Annotated in this window: 23 protein-coding genes; 15 read left to right on the top strand and 8 right to left on the bottom strand. The window is 66.9% G+C overall.

Annotated elements, in window-relative coordinates; translation table 11 throughout:
• From ftsY to IPV08_RS22095, 4 genes are all read left to right on the top strand, one after another.
• Nucleotides 1-918 (top strand): signal recognition particle-docking protein FtsY (gene ftsY / locus IPV08_RS22080; RefSeq protein WP_207413742.1); only part of this gene is annotated, 918 nt, incomplete at its 5' end.
• Between the two features lie 74 nt (nucleotides 919-992).
• On the top strand, nucleotides 993-1,322 hold the full coding sequence (locus IPV08_RS22085; RefSeq protein ID WP_207413744.1) for a type II toxin-antitoxin system RelE/ParE family toxin: 330 nt from the start codon (nucleotides 993-995) through the stop codon (nucleotides 1,320-1,322).
• Nucleotides 1,319-1,636, top strand: a complete 318-nt coding sequence (locus IPV08_RS22090; RefSeq protein WP_207413746.1) for a transcriptional regulator — start codon at nucleotides 1,319-1,321, stop codon at nucleotides 1,634-1,636. Before IPV08_RS22085 ends, IPV08_RS22090 begins: the two co-directional genes overlap by 4 nt.
• Before the next feature lie 154 nt (nucleotides 1,637-1,790).
• Nucleotides 1,791-2,408 (top strand): septation protein A, encoded by a 618-nt coding sequence (locus IPV08_RS22095; RefSeq protein ID WP_207413795.1) that lies wholly within the window; start codon nucleotides 1,791-1,793, stop codon nucleotides 2,406-2,408.
• An 18-nt stretch (nucleotides 2,409-2,426) separates the two neighbouring features.
• Here the strand turns inward: IPV08_RS22095 and IPV08_RS22100 are convergent, their stop codons facing one another.
• The 4 genes from IPV08_RS22100 to IPV08_RS22115 all read right to left on the bottom strand — a co-directional run bounded on the left by IPV08_RS22100 (nucleotide 2,427) and on the right by IPV08_RS22115 (nucleotide 4,571).
• Nucleotides 2,427-3,029: a DsbE family thiol:disulfide interchange protein gene (locus IPV08_RS22100; RefSeq protein WP_207413748.1), complete on the bottom strand. Its 603-nt coding sequence runs from the start codon at nucleotides 3,027-3,029 to the stop codon at nucleotides 2,427-2,429.
• Entirely contained in the window at nucleotides 3,026-3,181 is a 156-nt protein-coding gene (gene ccmD / locus IPV08_RS22105) for a heme exporter protein CcmD (RefSeq protein ID WP_207413750.1), read from the bottom strand. Before ccmD ends, IPV08_RS22100 begins: the two co-directional genes overlap by 4 nt.
• A gap of 3 nt (nucleotides 3,182-3,184) precedes the next feature.
• Nucleotides 3,185-3,961: a heme ABC transporter permease gene (locus IPV08_RS22110; protein ID WP_056427478.1), complete on the bottom strand. Its 777-nt coding sequence runs from the start codon at nucleotides 3,959-3,961 to the stop codon at nucleotides 3,185-3,187.
• Between the two features lie 70 nt (nucleotides 3,962-4,031).
• Nucleotides 4,032-4,571 (bottom strand): DUF2380 domain-containing protein, encoded by a 540-nt coding sequence (locus IPV08_RS22115; protein ID WP_246748137.1) that lies wholly within the window; start codon nucleotides 4,569-4,571, stop codon nucleotides 4,032-4,034.
• Nucleotides 4,572-4,706: 135 nt separating this feature from the next.
• On the opposite strand from IPV08_RS22115, the gene IPV08_RS22120 reads away from it, so the two are divergent.
• Together IPV08_RS22120 and IPV08_RS22125 are read left to right on the top strand one after the other, a co-directional pair.
• On the top strand, nucleotides 4,707-5,723 hold the full coding sequence (locus tag IPV08_RS22120) for an AraC family transcriptional regulator (protein ID WP_207413752.1): 1,017 nt from the start codon (nucleotides 4,707-4,709) through the stop codon (nucleotides 5,721-5,723).
• Nucleotides 5,724-5,732: 9 nt separating this feature from the next.
• A complete protein-coding gene (locus tag IPV08_RS22125) occupies nucleotides 5,733-6,344 on the top strand; it encodes a heme-binding protein (RefSeq protein ID WP_207413754.1) in 612 nt (203 codons plus the stop codon).
• On the opposite strand, the gene ccmB is transcribed toward IPV08_RS22125, so the two are convergent.
• From ccmB to IPV08_RS22140, 3 genes are all read right to left on the bottom strand, one after another.
• Nucleotides 6,345-7,001 carry a heme exporter protein CcmB gene (gene ccmB / locus IPV08_RS22130; protein WP_043764704.1) on the bottom strand — a complete coding sequence of 219 codons (657 nt, stop codon included), beginning with the start codon at nucleotides 6,999-7,001 and terminating at the stop codon, nucleotides 6,345-6,347. It lies immediately after the preceding gene.
• 8 nt (nucleotides 7,002-7,009) lie between these two features.
• Nucleotides 7,010-7,666: a heme ABC exporter ATP-binding protein CcmA gene (gene ccmA / locus IPV08_RS22135; RefSeq protein ID WP_207413756.1), complete on the bottom strand. Its 657-nt coding sequence runs from the start codon at nucleotides 7,664-7,666 to the stop codon at nucleotides 7,010-7,012.
• 424 nt (nucleotides 7,667-8,090) lie between these two features.
• Nucleotides 8,091-8,309, bottom strand: coding sequence for a CopG family transcriptional regulator (locus IPV08_RS22140; protein ID WP_207413759.1), 219 nt, complete (start codon nucleotides 8,307-8,309; stop codon nucleotides 8,091-8,093).
• Between the two features lie 299 nt (nucleotides 8,310-8,608).
• Here IPV08_RS22140 and acnA point away from each other — a divergent pair, with 299 nt between their 5' ends.
• Nucleotides 8,609-11,308: an aconitate hydratase AcnA gene (acnA, locus tag IPV08_RS22145; protein WP_348646173.1), complete on the top strand. Its 2,700-nt coding sequence runs from the start codon at nucleotides 8,609-8,611 to the stop codon at nucleotides 11,306-11,308.
• Between the two features lie 150 nt (nucleotides 11,309-11,458).
• On the opposite strand, the gene IPV08_RS22150 is transcribed toward acnA, so the two are convergent.
• Complete coding sequence (locus IPV08_RS22150) at nucleotides 11,459-12,580, bottom strand: AI-2E family transporter (RefSeq protein ID WP_207413763.1); 1,122 nt, start codon at nucleotides 12,578-12,580, stop codon at nucleotides 11,459-11,461.
• 373 nt (nucleotides 12,581-12,953) lie between these two features.
• Between IPV08_RS22150 and IPV08_RS22155 the strand changes: the two genes are divergently transcribed.
• From IPV08_RS22155 to IPV08_RS22190, 8 genes are all read left to right on the top strand, one after another.
• Complete coding sequence (locus IPV08_RS22155) at nucleotides 12,954-13,256, top strand: acyl carrier protein (RefSeq protein ID WP_018044158.1); 303 nt, start codon at nucleotides 12,954-12,956, stop codon at nucleotides 13,254-13,256.
• A 73-nt stretch (nucleotides 13,257-13,329) separates the two neighbouring features.
• Nucleotides 13,330-13,827: a 3-hydroxyacyl-ACP dehydratase FabZ family protein gene (locus IPV08_RS22160; RefSeq protein ID WP_207413765.1), complete on the top strand. Its 498-nt coding sequence runs from the start codon at nucleotides 13,330-13,332 to the stop codon at nucleotides 13,825-13,827.
• Complete coding sequence (locus tag IPV08_RS22165; protein WP_207413767.1) at nucleotides 13,824-14,975, top strand: beta-ketoacyl-ACP synthase; 1,152 nt, start codon at nucleotides 13,824-13,826, stop codon at nucleotides 14,973-14,975. Before IPV08_RS22160 ends, IPV08_RS22165 begins: the two co-directional genes overlap by 4 nt.
• Before the next feature lie 129 nt (nucleotides 14,976-15,104).
• Complete coding sequence (locus IPV08_RS22170) at nucleotides 15,105-16,406, top strand: beta-ketoacyl-ACP synthase (RefSeq protein ID WP_207413769.1); 1,302 nt, start codon at nucleotides 15,105-15,107, stop codon at nucleotides 16,404-16,406.
• Complete coding sequence (locus tag IPV08_RS22175; RefSeq protein WP_207413771.1) at nucleotides 16,403-17,167, top strand: SDR family oxidoreductase; 765 nt, start codon at nucleotides 16,403-16,405, stop codon at nucleotides 17,165-17,167. The genes IPV08_RS22170 and IPV08_RS22175 overlap by 4 nt, the downstream gene beginning before the upstream one ends.
• A gap of 28 nt (nucleotides 17,168-17,195) precedes the next feature.
• Nucleotides 17,196-17,456 (top strand): SH3 domain-containing protein, encoded by a 261-nt coding sequence (locus IPV08_RS22180; RefSeq protein WP_348646175.1) that lies wholly within the window; start codon nucleotides 17,196-17,198, stop codon nucleotides 17,454-17,456.
• A 208-nt stretch (nucleotides 17,457-17,664) separates the two neighbouring features.
• Nucleotides 17,665-18,690 (top strand): zinc-binding dehydrogenase, encoded by a 1,026-nt coding sequence (locus IPV08_RS22185; protein WP_056427503.1) that lies wholly within the window; start codon nucleotides 17,665-17,667, stop codon nucleotides 18,688-18,690.
• Nucleotides 18,691-18,786: 96 nt separating this feature from the next.
• Nucleotides 18,787-19,791 (top strand): lipid A biosynthesis lauroyl acyltransferase, encoded by a 1,005-nt coding sequence (locus IPV08_RS22190; protein ID WP_207413775.1) that lies wholly within the window; start codon nucleotides 18,787-18,789, stop codon nucleotides 19,789-19,791.
• Nucleotides 19,792-19,907 lie beyond the last annotated feature (116 nt).

Here is a 19,907-nt window from a genome sequence, read left to right on the forward strand (position 1 = left end):
GGCTGGTGGAGCCGCCTCACCGGGGGCATGAAGCGCACCTCGTCGGCTTTGTCCGAGCGGGTGACCGGCCTCTTCACCAAGCGCAAGCTCGACGCGGACACGCTGGAGGAGCTGGAAGACGCCCTGATCCAAGCCGATTTCGGCATCGACACCGCCATGCGGATCTCGGAGGCCGTGGGCAAGGGCCGCTACGAGAAGGGCATCTCCCCGGATGAGGTCCGGGCCATCCTCGCCGCCGAGGTGGAGCGGGCGCTGACACCCGTTGCCATTCCCCTCAGCATCGACACGACGAAGAAGCCGTTCGTGATCCTGATGATCGGCGTCAACGGCGCGGGAAAGACCACCACCATCGGCAAGCTCGCCCTCAAGCTGAAGGGGGAGGGGCACAGCCTGATGCTCGCGGCGGGCGACACGTTCCGCGCCGCGGCCATCGAGCAGCTCAAGGTCTGGGGCACGCGCACCGGGGTTCCGGTGGTGGCGGGAGCGCAGGGAGCGGATGCCGCCGGCCTCGCCTTCGAGGCCTTCCAGCGGGCCAGAACCGAGGGCACCGACGTGCTCCTGATCGATACGGCCGGCCGGCTCCAGAACAAGACCGGGCTGATGGCGGAGTTGGAGAAGATCCTGCGCGTCATCCGCAAGATCGACGCCGAGGCGCCCCATGCCGTGCTCCTCGTCCTCGATGCCACCGTGGGCCAGAACGCGCTGAGCCAGGTCGAGCTGTTCTCGAAGGCGGCCAACGTCACCGGCCTCGTCATGACCAAGCTCGACGGCACCGCGCGGGGCGGCATCCTCGTGGCGCTGGCCGCGAAGTTCGGCCTGCCGGTGCATTTCATCGGCGTCGGAGAAGGCGTCGAGGATCTCGAACCCTTCGCCGCGCGGGACTTCGCGCGGGCCATCGCGGGGTTGGACAAGGACTGATCGCAAGGGAGACCAGCATGGGCGGCCATGCGCCAGCGGTTGCCGTCATGGTACCGCAAATGGTACCATGACGGATGCGGATCGTTGAATTTCTGGATGCGAAAGGCCGCAGTCCTTTCGCCGACTGGTTCGATCGACTCGATCCGCAATCCGCAGCCAAGGTGACCGTCGCATTGGTGAGAATGGAGCGAGGCAATCTTTCGAGCGTCAAGTCGGTCGGGAATGGCGTTCTGGAATATCGCATCGATTCCGGGCCTGGATACCGACTCTATTTCGGCCGCGACGGAGACGTTCTGATCATCCTGCTGACAGGCGGGACGAAGAGGCGGCAGCAAGCGGATATCGCCGCGGCTCACGCATCTTGGTTGGAGTACAAGCGGCGCAAGGCAGAGGAGACATCATGACCCTGACGCGCAGCTTCAGAGAGACGGTGAAAGCGCGTGCCGAGCGCGACCCGGCATTCCGAGAGGCACTTCTGACAGAAGCGGTGGATCAGTTCCTGGCCGGAGAACTCGATACGGGAAAGGCAGTACTGCGCGACTACATCAACGCAACGATCGGTTTCGAACGGCTGGCCATGGAAACTGGTTCTTCGTCCAAGAGCCTGATGCGCATGCTGAGCCCGACCGGCAACCCGACAGCGAACAACCTGTTCGCCGTGCTCACGACGGTTCAGAAGGCAGCCGGCCTGAAACTCGCCGTGGCGGCGAGCCGCTGACGCTACGGGCGATCCTCCTGCAGAGCCCCCAGTCGATCTTTGGCGCTGCCTGACGCGCTAGGAAAGCCGGGGCGACTGTCCTACATCCGGCCTCCCGCCCGGCGCCGCTTCGCGCCCGGGCGTGCCGAACCACGAGCCGCTCACGATCATGACCCTGCCCATCGAATCCGTGCCGCCGCGCCGCCATCTCGACCCGGTGCCCAAGCTCGCCCTGGAAATGGGGCCGCTGGTGCTGTTCTTCCTGCTGAACTCGTTCGGCACGCGGTTCGGCCTGAGCGAGGACAGCAGCACCTTCATGGCCATCGGGGTGTTCGTGGTGGCGACGGTGGTGGCTCTGGCCATCCACTTCGCGCTGCTGCGACGGCTGCCGATCATGCCGCTGGTCTCCGGCATCGTCGTGCTGGTCTTCGGCGGCATGGCGCTGGCGCTGCACGACAGGACGTTCTTCGTGATCAAGCCGACGATCGTGAACGCCCTGTTCGGCGCCATCCTCCTCGGCGGCCTGCTGTTCGGGAAATCCCTGCTGTCGGTGGTGCTCGACTCGGTCTTCGACCTGACCGAGGAGGGCTGGCGCAAGCTCACCTTCCGCTGGGGATTGTTCTTCTTCGCCCTGGCCGCCATCAACGAGGTGGTCTGGCGGACGCAGACTTACGCCTTCTGGGCCAATTTCAAGGTGGTCGGCATCATGCCCCTGACCATCCTGTTCGCCCTGTCGCAGACCCCGCTCCTGATGCGCTACGACCGCAAGGCCGAGGCGAAGCCCGACGTGTAGGGAAAGCCCGTCGCCGGATCAGGGTTTCGCGGTGGCCATCGTCTCCGCCGCCCGGATCTTCTGCAGCACCGACGCATAGTTCTCCGCCGTGACGATCCCCACGAGCTTGTCGCGGATCACGCCGTCGGGGCCGATGATGAAGGTTTCCGGCACGCCGTAGACGCCGAAATCGATACCGGTGCGACCGGTGGAATCCATGCCCACGGCCTGGAACGGAACGCCGCTGCGCGACAGGAAGCGGCGGCCGTTCTCCGGCGCGTCCTTGTAGTCGATGCCGACGAGGTTCACGCCCGGCTCACGCGCCAGCCGCATCAGTTGCGGATGCTCGATCTGGCACGGTGCGCACCACGACGCCCAGAAATTGACCACCGTCACGCGGCCCTTGAGGTCGGCGCTGGAAAGACCGGGAATGGCCTGGCCTTCGCCGCCGACGAGGTTGGGCAATGCCGGCAACGCGAAGGCCGGCACAGGCCGTCCGATCAGCGCCGAGGGAATCGCGGCCGGGTCCGCCCCGGATCGCAGGCGAATGAAGAAGACCAGGGCCAGCGCCGCGAAAATCACCAGCGGTGCGATGACGAGGAGCGACCGGCGCACCGGCGCCGACGAGGATGCGGCGCTCACGGGCGCTCCCCCGCATCTCCCTGAAGGGCCGCGAGAGCCTGTTTCTGCGCCCGGTGATCGCTGAGCGAGCGCCAGATCAGGGCGCCGATGACGAGGGCGGTGAAGGCGTAGGCGCCGAGGATGAAGCCGGCATGCGGCCCGAGGGAAGCCATCGCTCAGACTCCCCGGATCGCTTGGCCGAGGGGCCGGGCCGGACGCGGATCGGCATCCAGTCGCTCGGCCTCCCGGATGGTGAGCGCCCTGACGCGGCGGCGCAGGATCTCCGTGCGCATGGCGTAGAGATGCAGCGTGATCCCGAGCAGGGTGAAGGCGAGGATCATCTCGAGCAGGGGGTAGAGCATCGAGGGGTCGATGCTGGAGCCGCCCATCCGCATGATCGAGGCCGGCTGATGCAGCGTCGACCACCAGTTCACCGAGAACTTGATGATCGGCAGGTTCACGGCGCCCACCAGCGTCAGGATCGCGATGGCGCGCGCGGCCCGGTTCGGATCCTCGATCGTGCGCCACAGGGCGATGATGCCGCAATAGATCAGGAACAGGATCAGCATCGAGGTCAGGCGCGCGTCCCAGACCCAGTAGGTGCCCCACATCGGCTTGCCCCAGAGCGAGCCGGTGACGAGGCAGATCAGGGTGAAGGCCGCCCCGATCGGCGCGGCGGCGCGCTGCGCCACATCCGCGAGGGGGTGGCGCCAGACCAGGGTGCCGATCGCCGAGATCGCCATCGACCCGTAGAAGAACACGCCGAGCCAGGCCGCCGGCACGTGGATATACATGATCCGCACGGTCTCGCCCTGCTGGTAATCGGGCGGGACCACGAACCAGGTGAGGTACAGGCCGATTGCGAGCAGCACGGCCGAGAGCCCCGCGAGCCAGGGCATCACGGGGCCGGTCCAGCGCAGGAAGTGACCGGGATGGGCAAGACGTGTCCACATGGTCCGTGGACCTAACCCAAGGTGCGGTGCAGCATCAATGCGGGCGTTACGCGCAGTCCGGCCGCGTCGATCATTTCTTCGCGCACGTCCTCGCGTTTTCCCCGCCGGGCCGGTCGTCCTCGATCTCGCGCGCAAGGAAGACTTCCGCGCGCTGCCAGGATTCGTCGTTGTCGCCGCGAAAGTTGAGTTCCCGCGAGAAGGTCGTCGCGCCGCCGCCGGTCTCCACCATACGAGCGAACATCTGCAAGATCAGCGTGCTGCTCTTGTGGATCACGCCGACGAAGGCGAGCCCGGCGCCGTTCGCCCGCGCGACGCCGAGGATGCAAGCCGGCTCGTTTCCCGGGCAGGACCGCGCGAGGCCCTCCGCGTCGATACCGACCACGCGAAAGCAGCCCTTGGCGGAGAGGCGGGCGGAGAGCCCCTGGGACATCGCCGCGAGGCGGGCGGCATGTTCGGAGGTCTGGTCCTTCGGCTCGCCGGACGTGTCGAGCATCCGGATCGGCAGCATCGCCAGGTTCGGAGCGGGATCGGCGGAACAGGGCAGGGCGCCCAATAGAAGAGCGATCCCGACGCCGAGCGCGACGGTGCGGCTTCGATGAATCGTGCGCATGGCGTATCCTTGCCCAAGATCGGTAGCGCTCTGCATCGGCGCCTGATCGTCCGACTCTTCGATAGCCGGGCGGGAACACACCTTCTTGCCATCCGGTGCCACCTCGGCGACCTTCTCGTCCGGGGGCGCGACGGGATGCTGATCGGTCTGACCAAGGCACGCTCGATGGGGCCGGTGGCGGACGCGGTTGAGCGCGCCGGCGGTTCGGTGGCCCGCGTGTTCGGCAGGGCCGAGATGCCGATGGCCCTGATCGACGAGCCGGATCGGCTGATCCTGTTGCGAGACCAGTTGCGCATCGTGGAGGAGGCGGCCCGCGAGGTCGGCGACTCGGCTCTGCCGGCCCGGCTGTCACTGGGTGCGGGCGTGCCGAGCCTCGGCCCATATGGGATCCGCGTCTGCGCCTCCGCGACCCTGGGCGAGGCGCTGGCCCTCGGCACCACCCTCATCGTCGATCATTTGCAGACCGAGACCCGGATGGACGTATCGGTCCGGGCGGGCCGCGCCCATGTGACCTATGCCGTCACGGACGACAGTCCCGTCGGGCGGCAGAAGAACGAAATGCTGGCGCTCGGCTACATCCTCGATGTGCTCCGCCGATTCCTGGGGCCGGGCTTCGTGCCCGACGAGGTCGGTCTCTCGGGAGCGATGCTACAGGATCGCGGGGCGATCGAGACCGTGCTTGGCTGTGAGCTTCGCCTCGGGCCGGGTGCCGTCGTGAGCTTCGATGCCGACCTCATCGCGACGAGGAACCCGCGACCGGCCAAGGCAGCGGCGGTCCTGGACATGGCCGGGGTTCCGGACCCCAGCGATTTCCTCCTTTGCACGGGGCATCTCCTCCGCCTCGGCCTGCTCGACAGGCGCCCCTCCATCGATTGGCTCTGCCGCCGGCTCGGTCTATCGCGGCGTTCGCTTCAGCGCCGGTTCGAGGCGCACGGCACCAGCTACGGCGCCTGCCTCACACAAATCCTGATCGGGGAGGCCAAGCACCTCCTCTCGCGGACGGACCGGCCGATCGGCCGCATCGGCCTCGATCTCGGCTATGCCGACGCCGCGCATTTCACCCGCGCCTTCCGTGGCTGGACCGGCCTGCCGCCGACGGAATGGCGCCGTTTGGCGGCCGGATTGGAAACGCGGCCGTCGATGGGGCGTTGAGCCGACGCCATGCTCGACAAAGCCCTCTACTACGCTCTGACCTTCGCGGAATCGCTCCTGTCCGTGGTCGGCATCCGTGCCACCTACGAGCAGCCGCGCTACGAGGTGGTCGAGCAATTGCCCCGCAACGTCGAGATCCGTCGCTACGAACCGCGTGTCGCGGTCGAGACCGACATGGCGGGACCGGGCGATGCCGAGGCGTTTCGCCGGTTGTTCCGGTACATCACCGGCTCCAATGGCGGGGACGACCGCATCGCGATGACGGTGCCGGTGGAACAGGGCACCTTGATTGCCATGACCGTGCCGGTGGAGCAGGGCGGCGATCTGCGCGTCATGCGCTTCTTCCTGCCCGCCGCCATGGCTAAGGACGGACCGCCGGTCCCGACCGACCCGGCGGTCCGCATCGCTCGGCTGCCTGCCGCGACCTTCGCCGCGCTCCGCTTCTCCGGCACACTCGATGCGAGAGCCCGTGAGAAACGCGAGGCGGTTCTCCGGCAGGTCCTGGCGAAGATGGCCCGCGAGACGACAGGGCCTTCGAGCGTGCTGAGCTACGATCCGCCTTTCGCGATCCCTTTCCTGCGGCGCAACGAGATCGTCATCCCGGTCGCCGAGGGGCACTGATCATTCCGACCAGCGCAGGGCCGCGGCCGCCGCGAAGGTCCCGATCACCGCCGCGATCAGGCTGAGGGCCGACAGGATCAGCAGGGGCGTCGTGAAGGGCACCGTGCCGCCGGATGCCGCCTCGGTCGCGGAGACGCCGAAGATCAGCGTCGGGATCATCAGCGGCAGCACCAGGACGGCGAGGATCAGGCCGCCCCGGCGGATCGACGCGGTGAGCGCGGCGCCGACTGCGCCGATGAAGGTCAGGGCCGGCGTCCCCACCAGCAAAGTGAGGGCGGTGGCGCCCATGGCGGTGCCGTCGAGGGCCACGAGCAGCCCGAAGAGCGGCGAAGCGAGAGCCAACGGCAGGCCGGTGGTGAGCCAATGGGCAATCACCTTGGCGAGCACCACCATCTCCATTGGTGCCGGAGCGCCGGTCATCAGGTCGAGGGAGCCGTCCTCCTCGTCGGCCTGGAACAGGCGGTCGAGGCCGATCAGGGTGGCGAGCACGGCGGCGAGCCAGAGGATGGCCGGACCGATCCGCGAGAGAAGGTTGAGGTCGGGCCCCAGCGCGAACGGCACGAGGGCGACGATCATCAGGAAGAACACCAGCGACAGGGCGCCCGAGCCGCCGACGCGGGCGGCGAGCTGCAGGTCGCGGGCGATGAGGGCGCGCATCACGCCGATCACCACCACACCTCCGAATCGGCCGCATTCGCGCCGGCCGAGGCGGGTGCGGGTTTCAACGCCTCGTCGATGCGCAGTTCGCGGGCATCGTCCAGGCCGAGGGACTGGTGGGTGGCCGCCACGATGAGACCGCCCTCGGCCCGGTGGCGCGCCATCAATCCGGCGAGCACGGCCTGAGAGGCGGTGTCGAGGGCCGCGGTCGGCTCGTCGAGCAGCCAGAGCGGACGCCGGCAGACGAGAAGCCGGGCGAGGGCGACGCGGCGGCGCTGGCCGGCGGAGAGGTAGGCAACCGGCAACCGCAGGGCATGGCCGAGGCCGAGTTCGTTCAGCGCTTCGGCCGGGCTCGCGGTGGGCGCGCCGAGGAGGTCGCGGGCGAAGGTGAGGTTCTCCTCCGCCGTCAGCGGGCTTTTCAGCCCGTCGCGATGGCCGACCACGTGGAGACATTCGGCCAGCGTCGCCTCACCGACCTCAGTGACCGCGATGGTGCCGGCATCCGGCTTCAACCGGCCGGCGAGAAGGCTGAGCAGGGTGGATTTTCCCGCCCCGTTGCGCCCCGTCACCATCAAGGCCTCGCCGGGGCCGAGCGCGAAGGACAGACCCGAGAAGATGCGGCGGCCGGAGCGGCGGGCGGCGAGGTTCGTAGCGGTCAGCCGCACGGGGATCTCTGTCGGCCGCCGGCGACGGCACGCCTCCAACTGCTCACGGGGACTGCGGCTTTCACGTCTCGCGCGGGCGGCGCGGGCTTCCTCTCCTGGAAGGCTACTGGATTTACGCATCTGCTCGACAGCCGTTCCCTCGCTCCAGGAGGGTTGGCATGAGGCGCAGCGGAACTCCCTCTCCTGGAAGGAGAGGGCTGGGGTGAGGTGTGGTCCATCCCCGGAGAGGTCACACACCTCACCCTGTCCCTCTCCTTCCAGGAGAGGGGACCCGAGCCGCCCGCGAGAGGCGTGAATGCCGTAGCCGGAAGAGGGCGCCTGTCACGCCTCATACCGACGTGAGGGTTCTGACTCGTTGGCAGTTTTGTGGATGGGGCAAACCGCTGCATCGCAAGGGTAAGAGGATCGTGCGCGACGGCCGCGATCACAATGCATACCGAGCGAGGAGTTCCGAGATGGGAACGGAGTCGCTTTTCCCCGCCTTCAGGTCGGCAAGCCGCCGCTCGGCGATTTGAACGTCCGCACGATCCTCAAGGTAATCTAGGATCGCGTCGCGGGCGTCTTCACGCGCGCCTTGGCCTGTCCGCCGACCATGCGCATCCATATGCGCTTCGATCTCCGGGGGCAGGCGAAAGGCGATCATGGAATGCTCCGGCATGGCCGCCTGCATAGCTCGCGCACCGAGGTTCGTCCACGTTCTCCCCGACACTCCTGCGCTCGTGTCACAGCAGGGCGTAGCGGCCAGTTTCGAAGTGTTCTATACGGGGCGCAGGCTGCGCCGCGCGAGTCCCGAGCGTCCAAATCGCTCGTCGCGCAACATCCTGTCCGGGCACCCCCGGAGCGGCGCGCGCTTTTTTTAGAAGCGCTCCAGCCGAACACGACTTCGTGGCGCAGGTCATGCCTGCGCGTGTTCGACAACCGCTCGTGAGGAAGAAACAAGCCGTGGCATCACTCGACAGCTTTCACTCCCGCCAGACCCTCACCGTCGGCGACAAATCCTACACCTACTACTCGATCCCCCATGCCGAGCAGGCCGGCCTCGCCGATGCGACAGCTTTGCCCTTCTCGATGAAGGTCATCCTCGAGAACCTGCTGCGGTTCGAGGACGATCGCTCGGTGAAGAAGGACGACATCTCCGCCACCGTCGCGTGGCTCGGCAACCTCGGCAAGGTCGAGACCGAGATCGCCTTCCGCCCCTCGCGCGTGCTGATGCAGGACTTCACCGGCGTGCCCGCCGTGGTAGATCTCGCCGCAATGCGCGACGCCATGGTCGCTCTCGGCGGCGACCCCCAGAAGATCAACCCGCTGGTCCCGGTCGATCTCGTCATCGACCACTCGGTCATCGTCGACGAGTTCGGCACCCCGAAGGCCCTGGCCGACAACGTGGCGCTGGAATACGAGCGCAACGGCGAGCGCTACACATTCCTGAAATGGGGTCAGTCGGCCTTCGACAACTTCTCCGTCGTCCCCCCCGGCACCGGCATCTGCCACCAGGTGAACCTCGAGTTCCTGTCGCAGACGGTGTGGACCAAGACCGAAGACGGCACCGAGCTCGCCTATCCCGACAGCCTCGTCGGCACCGATTCGCACACCACCATGGTCAACGGCCTCGCAGTGCTCGGCTGGGGCGTGGGTGGCATCGAGGCCGAGGCGGCCATGCTCGGCCAGCCACTCTCCATGCTGATCCCGGAAGTCGTCGGCTTCAAACTGTCGGGTAAGCTGCCCGAGGGCACCACCGCCACCGATCTCGTGCTCACCGTGACGCAGATGCTGCGCAAGAAGGGCGTCGTCGGCAAGTTCGTGGAATTCTACGGCCCCGGCCTCGATGACATGGCGGTGGCCGACCGCGCCACGATCTCCAACATGGCCCCCGAATACGGCGCCACCTGCGGCTTCTTCCCCATCGACCAGAAGACCATCGACTTCCTCAAGGTGACCGGCCGCGCCGACGACCGGATCGCCCTCGTGGAGGCCTATGCCAAGGCCCAGGGCATGTGGCGCGACGCGCAGACCCCGGACCCGGTCTTCACCGATTCCCTCTCCCTCGACATGGGTGACGTGCGCCCGTCGCTGGCCGGCCCCAAGCGGCCGCAGGACCGGGTGCTGCTGGACGGCGCCAAGCCCGGCTTCGCCCAGTCCATGGAGACCGAGTTCAAGAAGGCCGCCGATATCGCCAAGCGCTACCCCGTCGACGGGGCGAATTACGATATCGGCCATGGCGACGTGGTGATCGCCGCGATCACGAGCTGCACCAACACCTCGAACCCGAGCGTGATGATCGGCGCGGGGCTCCTCGCCCGCAACGCCGTCGCCAAGGGCCTGCGTTCCAAGCCCTGGGTGAAGACCTCCCTGGCGCCCGGCTCACAGGTGGTCGCCGAGTATCTGGAGAGCGCGGGCCTGCAGGCGCCCCTCGACGCGCTCGGCTTCAACCTCGTCGGCTTCGGCTGCACCACCTGCATCGGCAATTCCGGCCCGCTGCCGGCGCCAATCTCGAAGGCGATCAACGACAACGACGTGGTCGCGGCGGCCGTGCTCTCTGGCAACCGCAATTTCGAAGGCCGCGTGAACCCCGACGTGCGCGCCAACTACCTGGCCTCGCCGCCGCTGGTGGTCGCCTACGCGCTCGCCGGCTCGATGCAGATCGACATCACCACCGAGCCGCTGGGCATTGGCTCCGATGGTCAGCCGGTCTATCTCGCCGACATCTGGCCCTCCACGGCGGAGGTCGCCGAATTCATCGAGGCCAACATCACCTCGACGCTGTTCAAGTCGCGCTACGCCGACGTGTTCAGCGGCGACCATTACTGGAAGGCCGTCGAGGTCACCGAGGCCGAGACCTTCAAGTGGGATTCGACCTCCACCTACGTGCAGAACCCGCCCTATTTCGAGGGCATGACCAAGACACCGGCGCCGATCACCGACATCGTCGATGCCCGCATCCTCGGCCTGTTCCAGGATTCCATCACCACCGACCACATCTCTCCGGCGGGTAACATCCGCGCGGCCTCGCCGGCCGGCGCCTACCTGCAGGAGCATCAGGTCCGGGTGCAGGACTTCAACCAGTACGGCACCCGCCGCGGCAACCACCAGGTCATGATGCGGGGCACCTTCGCCAACATCCGCATCAAGAACCAGATGGTCCGGGACGAGAACGGCAATGTGGTCGAGGGCGGCTGGACCCTGTTCCAGCCCTCGGGCGAGCGGATGTATATCTACGACGCGGCCCAGAAATATGCCGAATCCGGCACGCCGCTCGTCGTCTTCGCCGGCAAGGAATACGGCACCGGCTCGTCGCGCGATTGGGCGGCCAAGGGCACCAAGCTCCTCGGCGTCCGTGCCGTGGTGGCGGAGAGCTTCGAGCGCATCCACCGCTCGAACCTCGTGGGCATGGGCATCGTGCCGCTGGTGTTCCAGGGCGAGACGTCCTGGGCGTCGCTCGGCCTCAAGGGTGACGAGACCGTCAGCCTTCTCGGCCTCTCGGGCGACATCAAGCCGCGCCAGACCATGATCGCCGAGATCACCTCCGCCGACGGCACCAAGACAGAGGTGCCGCTCACCTGCCGGATCGATACGCTGGACGAGCTGGAATATTTCCGCAACGGCGGAATCCTGCCCTACGTCCTGCGCTCGCTGGCGGCGTAAGCCTACGATGCGAGGAAGGCTCTCCCCGGTCAGGGGAGGGCCTTTCGTCCCGGAAATTCCACCGGAATCTGAGCCGGCTTCCTAATTTACGGAAGCGCCGGCTGATGGCGGTCGTTTCGGGCGTCCTATGGCGGTTGCGGGCGGCTCGAATTACGGTCCGCGCGGGCCTATGGATGCGGCCTGCGCCGCGTCCCCATCGGTGAACTCGCGCCACAATAGCACCAGGGCCGCCATAACCGCCGGGCCGAGGAAAAGCCCGAGCAGACCGAACGTCTCGACCCCGCCGAGGATGCCGAGCAGCACCCAGAGGAAGGGCAGGCGGGTGGTGCCGCCGATCAGGACCGGCCTCACGAAATGGTCAGCGACGAAGGTGACGACGAAGCCTGCCACCACCACCACCGCCGCCGGGATCACAGCACCGCCGGCGAGCAGGATCAGCGCGGCAATGCCGAAGACCAGCGGCGCTCCGAAGGGGATCATCGCCGCCACAGCCGTCAGCGCGCCGAGCAACACCGGATGCGGTACGCCCGCAAAATAGTAAACGATTCCAAGGAGAACGCCTTCGCCGAGGCCGACCAGCACCAGCCCATCGACGGTGCCATGGACGGAAGCCACCATCTGGCGGGCCACCCGCTCGCCGCGCGGGCCAAACAGGCGGGCGCTCGCCGTCAGCGACTGCCTGATGACAGTTCGCCCGTCACGGAACAGGAAGAACAACGTCAGCAGGGTGAAGCCGAATAGCACAACCCGGCGAACGACCTGAGCCCCGAGGCTCTTGGTCAGGCCGATCGTGGTCGAGTTGTCGAGCTTGTGCAGGATCTCGGACCCGGCGGACGGGTGGCTGAGAGTCTCGCTCCACCATGCGCTCGCTTTGGCCGCACCGTAGGGAAGGTGGGACAGGAATTCGGGTACGGGGATACCGCTGCGCTCGGCCGACTTGGCCCAGGCCATCGCGTCATGAGCCTCCCGCGCCGCCTGTACCCCGAGGATCACCAGGGGCGCGAGGAAGACCAGCGCTACCGCCAGGGTGAACAGGCTCGGCAGCAGGATGTTGTGGCCACCGGGCGGCCAGCGCCGTTCCGCCTTCGCATAGAGCGGCCAGAGCGCGATGGCGAGGATCACGGCCCAGGCCAGCGCCGGAAGGAACGGGTGGAGCACCCACAGGCCGAGGGCGGACAGAGCCAGGACCAGGGCGATGCGCGCGCCTCCTTGGGCGCGGCTGCGATGGTCCGTCGGCAGCTCCGCCGCATCGACGGATGTAGGTCGTTCCATTCTCGTCACCTCTGCCGCCTCCTGGCATGCCTCACGCTCGATGGTTTCGCGCAGGAAGTAGAGCACAGGCCCACGCCGAACGGGCGCGTGTCCGCATGTAGGTCAAGGCATCGACGGGCGGAATGGTCCGGGGCGCCCCGCAGGCGCACGAAGGCGCGAGCCCGAGCCGAGTATCTGCCAAGGTTGCCCGGCACCACCCCCTCGTGTAAGGGACCGCCTTCGATCGGAAGCGGCGCGACGCCGCTTCGGGGGCATGCTGCGCGACCCGGGGGGCGCCGGGCTCACGCGCCAGCCTCGGACCGGCCGCGCCCGCCATGGGATCCGACACCGGATCCGCCACGGCGCGCCATAGAGAAGAAAACGGCGAGAACGCATGTCTGACCAGCCGACCACCGCTACGTTCGACCGCGTCGCGGACATCATCGCCGACACCGCCGACATCCCGCGCGACACCATCTCGCCCGAGAGTCACGCCATCGAGGATCTCGGCATCGATTCGCTCGCCTTCCTCGACATCGCCTTCGCGGTGGACAAAGCCTTCGGCATCAAGCTGCCGCTGGAGCGTTGGACCCAGGAGGTCAACGAGGGAAAGGTGCCGGCCGAGGAGTATTTCGTGCTGAAGAACCTCTGCGCCCGCATCGACGCGCTGGTGGCCGAGAAGGCCGCCAAGGCCTGAAGGGCGAGCCCGGCCGGGCCGAGCCCTTAAGAGTCCAGCGGAGCCTCTAGTCCCCAGCGGAGCCTTTGACGCCATGCGCCTCGAATATTTCGAGATGATCGACACGGTGACGAGTCTCGACAAGGCCGCCGGCCGGATCGAGGCGCTAGCTCACGTGCCGATGGAAAGCCCGGTCTTCGAGGGTCACTTTCCCGGTCATCCCCTGGTGCCCGGGGTACTCCTCACGGAGACCATGGCCCAGGCCTCGGGATACCTGCTCCTCGCCCATCTCGACTTCGTGCAGATGCCGTTCCTGATGGCGGTCGACAAGGCGAGGTTCCGCTCCTTCGTCGGCCCTGGGGCGACACTCGTCGTGCAGGCGAGTCTGGAGCATGACGGCTCTGGCTACGCGGTGACCAAGGCTTCCATCCGCCACGAGGGCAAACCTCTGGCCGATGCAGAGTTGCGCTTCCGAACCATGCCGTTTCCCGCAGGGCTCGATGCTCCCATGCGCGAACGCGCGGAGCGGATCGGCCTGATGGATCGCGCGGTTGCGGCAGGGGCTCCCCCCGGGGGAGCGGTTCCGGCATGAGCAAGACCAGCATGGACCGGCGCGACGTGGTCGTCACCGGCATCGGCCTCGTCTCGTGTGCCGGAGAGGGAATCGCCGCCCACCTCGAAGCCTTCGCAGCGGGCAGACCAAAGGCTACGGATACGGAGCGCTTTGCGCCCTATCCCGTCCATCCGGCCCCGCCACTCTTGCTCGATGGACAGATCCCCAAGAAATCCGACCAGCGGCAGATGGAGGCGTGGCAGCGCCTGGGCGTCTACGCAGCCGGGCTTGCCCTCGACTCGGCTGGGGTGAAACAGGACGCGGCCTTCAAGGCAGCGATGCATCTCGTCGTCGCCTGCGGCGGCGGCGAGCGTGATACCGCGGTGGACGGTGCGATCCTGACCGGCCTGCGCGACGCGGCCGACCCGGGCGCCTATCTCAACGAGCACCTGCAGAACGACCTGCGCCCGACCCTCTTTCTGGCCCAACTCTCGAACCTGCTCGCCGGCAACATCGCCATCGTCCATGGCGTCACGGGCGCCTCACGCACGTTCATGGGCGAGGAGGCTTCGGGCGTCGACGCCTTGCGCAATGCCCAGAGCCGCATCGCTTCGGGCCAGATCGACACGATGCTGGTGGGCGGTTCCTACAGCGCGGAACGTCCCGACGTTCTCGTCGTCCACGAGATGGGCGGATACCTGCGGAAGGGCGATTACCGGCCGGTTTTCGAGCGCGAGGGTGAAGGCGAGGCCGGCTTCATTTTGGGAAGTACCGCCGCTTTCCTCATGCTGGAAGCCGCCGAGACCGCAGCGGCGCGCGAGGCGACGATCTTCGCCCGCCTTCTCCCAGTGGAAAGCGATCGCCCCCGGCGCGAGGCCGGCAGCGTAGGGCGTAGCCTCTGCACCTTGTGGGGCGAGGCCGCTTCCAAGCCGGATCTGGTGATCTCGGGTGCCACCGGCGTCAAAGAGATCACTGCCGAGGAGCGTGCTGCCCTGGACGTACTGACGCCCGGAACCCCCATCACAGCCCTCGGGGACCTTACCGGCCATTCGCTCGAAGTTACGGCGCCGCTGGGGGCGGCACTCGCCGCCGCACTCATTTCGGAAGGAACGGCGCGCGAGATCACGATCACCACCGTCGGCCATCGCCGTGGTGAGGGCGTGATCCGGTTAAGCGCGCTGTCGTGACCGGCAGGGATGTGGCTGTCAGCGAACGGAAATTCCGCTAAGACCGGTGCAACCGTGATCGATCGGCCCGAATGTTCGGGGCGGGGCATCTTCAAGGCCGTTCGGTCGGAACGATAGCAAGACGGCGCGATGACGAATTCCTCTCCCCCCGATTCACGGAAATTCCGGGACAGCCATGGCAGGCCGCTGGTCGCCGTGACAGGCCTCGGCATCGTCACGTCCCTGGGGCAGGGACAGGTCGACAATTGGGCCGCGCTCACCGCCGGCCGGTCCGGCATCCACAGCATCGCCCGTTTTTCTACAGACGGCCTGCGCACCCGCATCGCCGGCACGGTAGATTTCCTCGATACCGACCCGCTCGTGGCGCCCGCCCTGTCGCAGCGCTTCGCCGAAGAGGCGGCCGAGGAGGCGATCACCCAATCCGGCATCGGGACGAAGGGCAATTTCCCCGGCGCGCTGTTCATCGCCGTACCGCCGGTGGAAATGGAATGGCCGCAGCGCCAGTCGCTGGCACAGGCGTCCGGCCAGAACGGCGACATCACCTATTCCGACCTCCAGCGAGCGGCATCGAGCGGACGGTTCGACGCCTGGCACGATCTCTTCATCTTCGCTACCGTGGCCGACAACATCGCCGATCGGTTCGGCACCAAAGGATCGCCGATCTCGCTGTCCACCGCCTGCTCATCCGGCGCCACCGCGATCCAACTCGGCGTCGAGGCGATCCGGCGGGGCGAGATGCAGGCGGCCCTGTGTATCGGCACCGACGGTTCGGTGAACCCGGAATCACTGATCCGATTCTCGCTGCTCTCCGCTCTTTCGACCCAGAATGATCCGCCGGAGGGGGCCTCGAAGCCGTTCTCCAAGAACCGCGACGGCTTCGTCATGGGGGAGGGGGCCGCCGCCCTGGTCCTCGAGAATGCCGAGGCAGCGCGTGCACGCGGCGCGACGATCCTCGGCTACGTTCTCGGTTGCGGCGAGAAGGGTGACGGCTTTCACCGTACCCGGTCGAGCCCGGACGGGGCGCCCGGCATCGCCGCCATCCGCGCAGCCCTGCACGATGCTGGCACCGAGCCGGATTCGATCGACACGATCAACGCCCACGGCACGTCGACGCCGGAAAATGATAAGATGGAGGCGTTGGGCTGCGCTGCCGTATTCGGTGAGCGGATCCGCTCCCTGCCGATCTCATCGAACAAGTCGATGATCGGTCATACGCTGACAGCCGCGGGGGCTATCGAGGCGGTGATCTCGCTCCTTACCGTCACCCATGGCCGCATCCCACCGACGATCAATTACGCTGTGCCGGACCCAGCTCTCTCCCTCGACGTGGTAACGAGCGCACGCGACGCACGGGTCAGCCGGGTTCTGTCCAATTCCTTCGGATTCGGCGGGCAGAATACTTGCCTCGTCCTCGGGGACGAGCCGGCATGACGAACGAAGTGTCCCGCCGCGTCCTCGTCACGGGCGGCGCCTCCGGCCTCGGATCGGCCATCGTACGCGCGCTGGTCACCTCCGGCTACGACGTCGCTTTCACCTATCGGTCATCGGGCGAGGCGGCGGAGCGACTTGTCGCCGAACTCGTTCAGACTCACCCCGAACGGGCGATCACCGCCCACCCTCTCGACCTCGCCGATCGCGATGCTCTAGAGGCTTTCTGCGAGGCCCAGGAGGGGGAAGCGTTCTACGGGCTGGTCCACAATGCAGGCCAATCTTACGACGTGCTGGCTGCGATGATGGCGCAGGACAAAGCCGAGGCGGCGATGCAGGTGAACTTCTGGTCGCTGACCCGCATGGCGAAAGCGCTGGTGCGCGGCATGATCCGCGGACGCTCCGGCCGCATCGTCGCTATCGGTTCGGTGGCGGCCCTCCAGGCCAATCCGGGTAATGCCGCTTATGCGGCGACGAAGGGTGCGCTGATCTCCTATTGCCGGACGCTGGCGATCGAATCTGCCAAGCGTGGGGTAACCGTCAACGTCATCGCGCCGGGCTTCATCGACACTGACATGATGGCTCCATATGTTGCGCACCGCACCGGCATGGAGAAGCAGATTCCGTCCGGACGCTTCGCCAAGCCGGAGGAAGTGGCGGCGCTGGTAGCCTTCCTCATGGGAGATGGCGCCGCCTACATCACCGGCGCCGTTCTACCGGTCGATGGTGGGCTGACAGCGATGATGGGCGTCCATCGGACTTGAGGCGGACGATCCATTGCGCCTTCGCCTCATCTTCGCGCTGGTTCTGACAGCAACTCCGGCAATCGCCGAAACCGGCGCTTTCCGCGTCGATGGTCTTCCGCGCGGCGACGCGTTGAGTATCCGCGAGACCCCGGATGCCTCCGCGCCCGTACTGGGCCAAGCGCCAGAAGGCGCGCGCCTGCGCGGCTTCGGCTGCACCAACGAGACGCCGAGCGGCCTCACTTGGTGTCGGGTCAAGGCCGGTCCGATCCTCGGCTGGGCGCGGCGACGCTACCTCGCGCCGGATTGAGCCGAGCCGACTTTCAGTCGATAAGGCGCCCTACCCATTCCGTTCCCTCATCCTGAGGTGCCGGAGCATTGTGGAGGCCTCGAAGGAGGACTCCAGACGGCACGCGGGCCCCGTAGCCCTCCCTCTACACCCGCCCACGCGGGCACCTCAGGATGAGGTGGTACGAAGGAGGTTCGGAGCCCGAAGCGCCCGACGAGAGACAAGCCCGATGCAAGCCCTCCAACTCTTCGGTGACCGCGACCTGCGCCTCAGCGAGGTCGATCCGCCGGCAGCTCCCGGCGGGGGCGAGGTTCAGATCCGCGTGCGCGCGGTGGGCTTGAACTTCATCGACGTCTGGGGCTTTCGCGGCATGGCCTTCGCCAAGCGCAAGATGCCGCTCACGGTAGGGGCCGAAGCCTCGGGCGAGATCGTCTGCGTTGGCGAGGGCGTCACGGATCTGCGTGAGGGCGACCGCGTGGTGATGTACGGCGCGCAGACGTGTGGTCGCTGCAAGGCCTGCCGGGAGGGTCGAGACAACCTGTGCGAGGACGTCTCCGGCGTTATGGGCTTCCATATCGACGGGTTCGCGCGCGAGCGTGTCACCATGCCAGCACGTCTCGTAGTGAAGGTACCCGATGGGGTGAGCTTCACCGATGCAGCCTGTGCTCCGATCGCCTTCGGCACTGTCCAGCACATGCTGTTCGACAATGCCAAGCTGGAGCCCGGCGAGAGCATCCTCGTTCATGCCGGTGGCTCGGGGATCGGTACCGCCGCGATCAAGATGGCCAAAGCCATTGGCTGCACTGTGTTCACGACGGTGGGCGACGACAAGAAGGGCGAGATGGCCAAGGCGCTGGGCGCCGATCACGTCATCAACTACCGCGACGAGCGCTTCGAGGGCGAGGTCCGCCGCCTGACCAAGCGAAAGGGTGTAGACGTAGTGTTCGAGCATGTCGGCCCGGACACCTGGAACGGCTCGCTCCTCTGCCTCAAGCGCGGCGGCCGCCTCGTCACCTGTGGTTCCACCTCCGGTGTCTCTACGACCATGAACCTCATGCAGCTGTTCCAGCAACAGTACCGCATTACCGGGTCCTTCGGCTGCTCTATGGCCAACATCCGCCAATCCCTGGCGAAAATGGCCGAGGGGATCACGCCAGTAGTGGATACCGTGCTGCCACTCGCGGACTTTTCACAGGGGCTGGAACGCCTGGAATCGCGCAAGGTGTTCGGGAAAATCCTCGTGGCGATCGACTGATATGTCGCCTGGGCGGCGAGACTCGCATTCACCTCAGGCTGCCCCTTACCCGGAAAATGTTCTACACGAGCGCGATAGCCACTCCCGGATAGTCTCGTGCTGCGTCTTGCCCTCGTCCTGAACCGCCATCTGCCCCGGATGGCGGGGATCGCCATGATTCCGTTGGTCCGCTGCCTATTCTGGCTGGCGCGATTGCTGGGGACCGAGCGGGCGAGCCGGACCGGCGGGGCGATTGCACGGAGAGTCGGTCCTTTCCTACCCGCGAACCGCATCGCATTGGCGAACCTGCGTGCCGCCTATCCCGAGGAAGATGAGGCCGCGATCAGGGCGCTCGCGCGCCAAGCCTGGGACAATCTAGGCCGGACGGGAGCGGAATACGCACATCTTGCAACCCTATTCGATATCGACCCCGCCGATCCAGCAAGTCAGCGCATGTCCGTTGCCGGCGCGGAGCATTTCGAGGCTTTGCGCGACGACGGCAAGCCGGGGCTGATCTTTGCCGCACACCTCGCCAACTGGGAATTGCCGGCGATCTGCGCCGCTCGCTACGGCCTTGAGGCCACGGCGATTTTCCGGCCGCCCAACGATATAGCCTCGGCCCGCCTCGTCGCCGAGGTGCGCCGAGAGACCATGGGTGGCCTGGCGGCGGCGGGGCAGGGCGCCGTATTTTCCATGCAGGGCGTCGTGGAACGCGGCGGCCATCTCGGCCAGCTCATCGATCAGCATTTCACCCGTGGCGTAGTCGTGGAGTTCTTTGGTCGACCCGTTCTGGTGAATCCGCTGCTCGCCAAGCTCGCCAAGCATTACGAATGCCCCGTCCACGGGGTCCGCGTGGTGCGCAAGGACAATGCCCGCTTCCATCTCGAACTCACGCCTCCCCTCGACCTACCCCGCGATGCCAAGGGCGAAATTGATGTGCAGGGCGCAATGCAGGCGATGACACGCGTGGTTGAGGAATGGGTTCGGGAAAATCCGGGTCAGTGGTTGTGGATGCACAGGCGGTGGCGGCCGAACATGCTGCCCAAACCCAAGGTTGCTCCAGTTAAGCAGCCTGATCCATCCGCGGCCCATCGAGGCAACGTGACTTCCGTTTCCGGTTGAGGCGCTGTCACATAGGGATATGGCCCGATCCGCTTTACGGCTACGCCGCTCCGCGCTGAACCCTCTCACACTGACACTTCTCCTTTCGTGCATGACTGGCCCGGCACACGCCGAGC

Origin of the sequence: Methylobacterium sp. SD274 (assembly GCF_017355285.1) — a bacterium.
In the GTDB taxonomy this organism is placed as follows: Bacteria; Pseudomonadota; Alphaproteobacteria; order Rhizobiales; family Beijerinckiaceae; genus Methylobacterium.

Coding starts and splice junctions, on each gene's coding strand:
- IPV08_RS22110 (WP_056427478.1), bottom strand. CDS start 3,961: ATGTGGACACGTCTTGCCCATCCCGGTCACTTCCTGCGCTGGACCGGC.
- IPV08_RS22175 (WP_207413771.1), top strand. CDS start 16,403: ATGACGAACGAAGTGTCCCGCCGCGTCCTCGTCACGGGCGGCGCCTCC.
- ccmB (WP_043764704.1), bottom strand. CDS start 7,001: ATGCGCGCCCTCATCGCCCGCGACCTGCAGCTCGCCGCCCGCGTCGGC.
- IPV08_RS22170 (WP_207413769.1), top strand. CDS start 15,105: ATGACGAATTCCTCTCCCCCCGATTCACGGAAATTCCGGGACAGCCAT.
- IPV08_RS22165 (WP_207413767.1), top strand. CDS start 13,824: ATGAGCAAGACCAGCATGGACCGGCGCGACGTGGTCGTCACCGGCATC.
- ccmD (WP_207413750.1), bottom strand. CDS start 3,181: ATGGCTTCCCTCGGGCCGCATGCCGGCTTCATCCTCGGCGCCTACGCC.
- IPV08_RS22090 (WP_207413746.1), top strand. CDS start 1,319: ATGACCCTGACGCGCAGCTTCAGAGAGACGGTGAAAGCGCGTGCCGAG.
- IPV08_RS22160 (WP_207413765.1), top strand. CDS start 13,330: ATGCGCCTCGAATATTTCGAGATGATCGACACGGTGACGAGTCTCGAC.
- IPV08_RS22140 (WP_207413759.1), bottom strand. CDS start 8,309: ATGATCGCCTTTCGCCTGCCCCCGGAGATCGAAGCGCATATGGATGCG.
- IPV08_RS22150 (WP_207413763.1), bottom strand. CDS start 12,580: ATGGAACGACCTACATCCGTCGATGCGGCGGAGCTGCCGACGGACCAT.
- IPV08_RS22125 (WP_207413754.1), top strand. CDS start 5,733: ATGCTCGACAAAGCCCTCTACTACGCTCTGACCTTCGCGGAATCGCTC.
- IPV08_RS22085 (WP_207413744.1), top strand. CDS start 993: ATGCGGATCGTTGAATTTCTGGATGCGAAAGGCCGCAGTCCTTTCGCC.
- IPV08_RS22120 (WP_207413752.1), top strand. CDS start 4,707: ATGCTGATCGGTCTGACCAAGGCACGCTCGATGGGGCCGGTGGCGGAC.
- IPV08_RS22115 (WP_246748137.1), bottom strand. CDS start 4,571: ATGCGCACGATTCATCGAAGCCGCACCGTCGCGCTCGGCGTCGGGATC.
- IPV08_RS22155 (WP_018044158.1), top strand. CDS start 12,954: ATGTCTGACCAGCCGACCACCGCTACGTTCGACCGCGTCGCGGACATC.
- IPV08_RS22185 (WP_056427503.1), top strand. CDS start 17,665: ATGCAAGCCCTCCAACTCTTCGGTGACCGCGACCTGCGCCTCAGCGAG.